The organism is Halobellus salinus, assembly GCF_014646875.1.
Taxonomy (GTDB): domain Archaea; phylum Halobacteriota; class Halobacteria; order Halobacteriales; family Haloferacaceae; genus Haloquadratum; species Haloquadratum salinum.
In genome coordinates, this window is sequence record NZ_BMOC01000037.1 from 4,563 (window position 1) to 8,228 (window position 3,666).

Genomic DNA, 3,666 nt, shown 5'->3' on the forward strand with positions numbered 1-3,666 from the left:
TGAGGAAAACTGGCTTGAGGCGGTCGACGTGAGAGTCTGTGATTGCCTGCTGGAGTTCATCGAACCCCGGCCACTGTTCGGCAAGTCGATCACCCAGGTAGGCGAACTCGGATCCGTCGTCGGCGAGGAGGCCGACCAGCTTCAGGAGGTGGGTCTTCCCCGAACCGAACGTCGCGTGGATGTAGAGGAACCGCGCGGCCTCACCGGGATGGGTCTGGATAGCTTCGCCGAGCGTTTCGAGGACCTGCTCGGCACTGTCGGTTTCGTAGAACTCTCTCACGTCGGTTTCGGCTCGCTCGCGAGCGTTGACTTTCTGTACTTCTTCGAGCTGTCGCGTCGGATCGCTGTGGAAGAGGTCGTCGATAGTCATTGGAGATGCACCCCCTGGATCTGGCCGTCAATCTGGTGGGCGGGGTAGTAATGGCGTGATTCACCGCCGAAGAAGCTCAGCTTCCCGCCGACGACGTCCCCCGGGAATGGGATTCCGATGGTGGACTTTACGTTCCGACGGTCAAGCTCGTCCAGCAGTTCCGATGCACGCGTGAACGGATACAGACTGCCGAGATTTAGCAAGAGTACCACATGGCTCTGGGTCTCCAGCTGGGCTTCGCTGAGCTCGTGTTCGATCATTTGCTGGACCAGTTCGTCGGCAAGCCGGTCCTGCATCGTCTCCTCGATACGCTCACCTGGCGACGTATCGCCCTCGAGTTCAGCCAGGGGTTCGCCCAGGTCGACGAGGAGTTTGTACACATCGGTCCGTGGGAGGAGTTCGTCAAGCCAGATCGGCTGCACGGTTATGCTGTCAGGGATCTCTGGCGCTTCCTTTCGTCCATCGGACCAAGTTGCGAGCCTATCTGCGACCCGATGCTCGACTGCTGGGTCGACAGCAGCGATGACGAACGGGTTACGAATCCCGTGTTGCCCCTGAGCGAACGTCCGTAGTTTCTCCTTGAATTCACGATACGGCGACGAACTCGTCTGGCTCATCGAATAATCACCCCTTCGTCAGTCTCCTCGATCTCAAGATCTTGCTGTTCCACGAGACGCTCCAGCCGACGATTCAGTTTCTGCCGATCGTCAGGAACGATGCCGATTTGATCGACGTCGTCCGGCGTTCGATCCCCAACGATCGACGGCAGTTCATCGAGCCGGCCATCCAGTTCACCTGGACTGTACCCGATGGTTTCAGCGAGCGGCTCTAACTGCGCCACGTCGTCAGTAATCTCGACGATATCGTCTGAATCAGCATCGGTAGACAACACCGTGATCGCGCTCTCGATGGTTTCGTACCACTGCTGGAGGTGGCGCATTGGAGTGATGTATTCGCCTTCGAAGGCGACGTGGACGCCTGCGGGGAGATCAGTAGCTGGGAGAATCCATGGATGCTCCTCAATACGGCTGACTAGTTCACGCAGGCCTCGTTCGTCAACGAACGCGTTCCACGACCTCTCAAGTTCGGGTGCGAGGTCCGGAACTAATTCTCCGGAGAGTGTACTCCACCCATCGGTCGTCCACCACTCCCCATCGAACGATGAGACCGCAGATGAGCGGGACTCGATAGATGCTTGAGCGTCGTCGTCAACCCAGTCGAACTGGCGGTTTCGAATCGTTAGTACCGCGTCGAGCTGGTGTAGTGTCGAAAGACGCCGGTTCCAGACGTCGGTTACCTCTTCGACCCACTCTTGGGCCTCGTTGGTCTCGTCGATGACACCCTCGATACCGTCATCTTGTGACTTGACGGTTAAGATGCGATTTTCGGTGGTATTGATTCGTTCCGCCAGCTCATCAGCAAACGCATTGAGTAAGCCAGCCACTTCGTCGGTTCGCACGTCGGTGTCGACGACTAGCGTGACGTCCTCACGAAGTCCGGTCAGCTTCGAGCGAATCTGCTGGTTAGCTTCTTGGAGGTGGATGAGACCATCCGCGACCGTTTCAGTCGTCTCCTTGAATCCACCCTCTTCCAGCAGCTTGCTCAAGTTTGTGCGTGGAAGGAGTTTCAACCTCGTCGTTGAGAGGCTGTCGAGGTCAAGGACGGCTTCGTCCTCCAGCGTGTTTCCCTCTTCGTCGATTGGTAGTAGTCTTCCCTCCCGACAGAACCCCCAGATGATCGCACAGAGAGCAGGCCGGGCCTCGTCGTAGAATGGCTTCTCCTCAACGACCCCGTCGAGAACGGTGTTCATATTGAGTCCTTCGTCGCGGCCTTTCAGCTGTCGGCCAGTGAGGGACATTACGTTTCGTTGAATCGTCTGTTTACCCTGTCCACCATTCTGGTTCGACGAGGGGACTTGGATTGTTCGTGCCCAGGGCGGGAGCGGTGCATCGCTATCGAGTTCGCGTAGTTCTCGCAGTCGACTTTCGTCGACCTGGAGCATCATCGGGTGGAAGTCGTCGGGATAGGCGACGTCGACAGTGGCTTGGATCGCCTTCGAGAGACCACTGATGTCCGTCCGATCTTTCACGGTATAGGAGCCACTCATCATTGCACTCGTCAGCTTACTTCGGACGGCATTGGCACGCTGTTCGAGGTCACGCTCGACGGCTGGTGGGGCGTCACGCGTGGCAATTGCGCCGCGAAGCGCCCACCACTCAATCATTCGTTTGCGAAGATCTTGGAGACCATCCGTGTCGATCTCCCAGTAGAGCGTGTCCTCGTCAGTTTGCTCTGGTTCTATGTCTGGGCGGACGCCCTGCACATCGACGTCGATGTCTAACCCACCTTCGGCTTCAATACGGCTCTCGAATGTTGTCCCGTCGAGTCCGAAGTGATACGAAATGGGGTACTCGTCACTAGACTCTCCGTACGGGACTGACTCTGGGAGCGATAGGTCCTGGGTGATGCGATTCCAGAGGTGTTCGTCCAAGGTGTCGACAACGTCGTCCCAGTCGGGGTCAGCTTCATTCTCTTCGGTTTCGTCGTAGATGAGGCGTTCTTCCTGGGTCGCAAACCGATAGCGAGGCCCACTTTCGTCTTGCGTCGGTCGAATGAACTTCTGCAGTCGATCCAGTGATTCCTCGACCCGATTGGTCGTGCTAATCCACGATTGGCCGTTCAGGTCGTCCATGACGGCGACCGCGATATTCCCCTCGTTCAAGGGAACGATTTCGTGGACGTGCTGGAGCAGGAGGACCGCCTTTGCAACGTCGAGGTCGAACTCTTGAAGCTCACTTTCGTCGTCGGCTACCTCGTCAGCGATTCCGGTCGTCTCTTCGGCGCCCTCGACGACCCGCATATCCTGCGGTAAAATTTCACGGAGCTCAGGCTCGATCAGCTCGAAGAAGTCGACCAGCGAGACGATATGGTCCTCCTTGCCCTCGTCGACCCAGTCGCGGAGCAACCCGTGCATGAGCGCGAGGATGGCTCGGGCAGTCCCCGAGAAGATGGACTTTGCGGGGTCGTTCGCCTCCCGACGGAGGTTGAACAGGATTTCGAGGAACAGCGGTGCGTGATACGGCAGGAAGGGGTAGAACTCCACGAGTTCCTCATCACCAATCGCATCGAGTGGCGGCTTCGTGTTCTGTTTGATTTCGTTGTACACGAGTGACTCAGCCGGTTTCACATCGGCGCCGTCAAGGACTCGCCGAACCGCGTCTTCGCCCGTCTCCGACTTCTGGAAGAGCCGGCGTTTGGCGATGTCCCCGACGTGCTTGCTCGGGAGCTGATACCGG

3 protein-coding genes are annotated in these 3,666 nt (G+C 57.9%); all 3 read right to left on the minus strand.

Translation table 11 applies throughout. The features are described 5' to 3' along the window. Window positions 1-370 (minus strand): hypothetical protein (locus IEX72_RS15315; RefSeq protein ID WP_229663866.1); only part of this gene is annotated, 370 nt, incomplete at its 3' end. After that, window positions 367-987, minus strand: coding sequence for a BREX protein BrxB domain-containing protein (locus IEX72_RS14910; RefSeq protein ID WP_188788773.1), 621 nt, complete (start codon window positions 985-987; stop codon window positions 367-369). The genes IEX72_RS15315 and IEX72_RS14910, both read right to left, overlap by 4 nt. Beyond that, the coding region (locus IEX72_RS14915; RefSeq protein WP_188788775.1) for a hypothetical protein at window positions 984-3,666 on the minus strand (2,683 nt) is incomplete at its 5' end. The genes IEX72_RS14910 and IEX72_RS14915, both read right to left, overlap by 4 nt.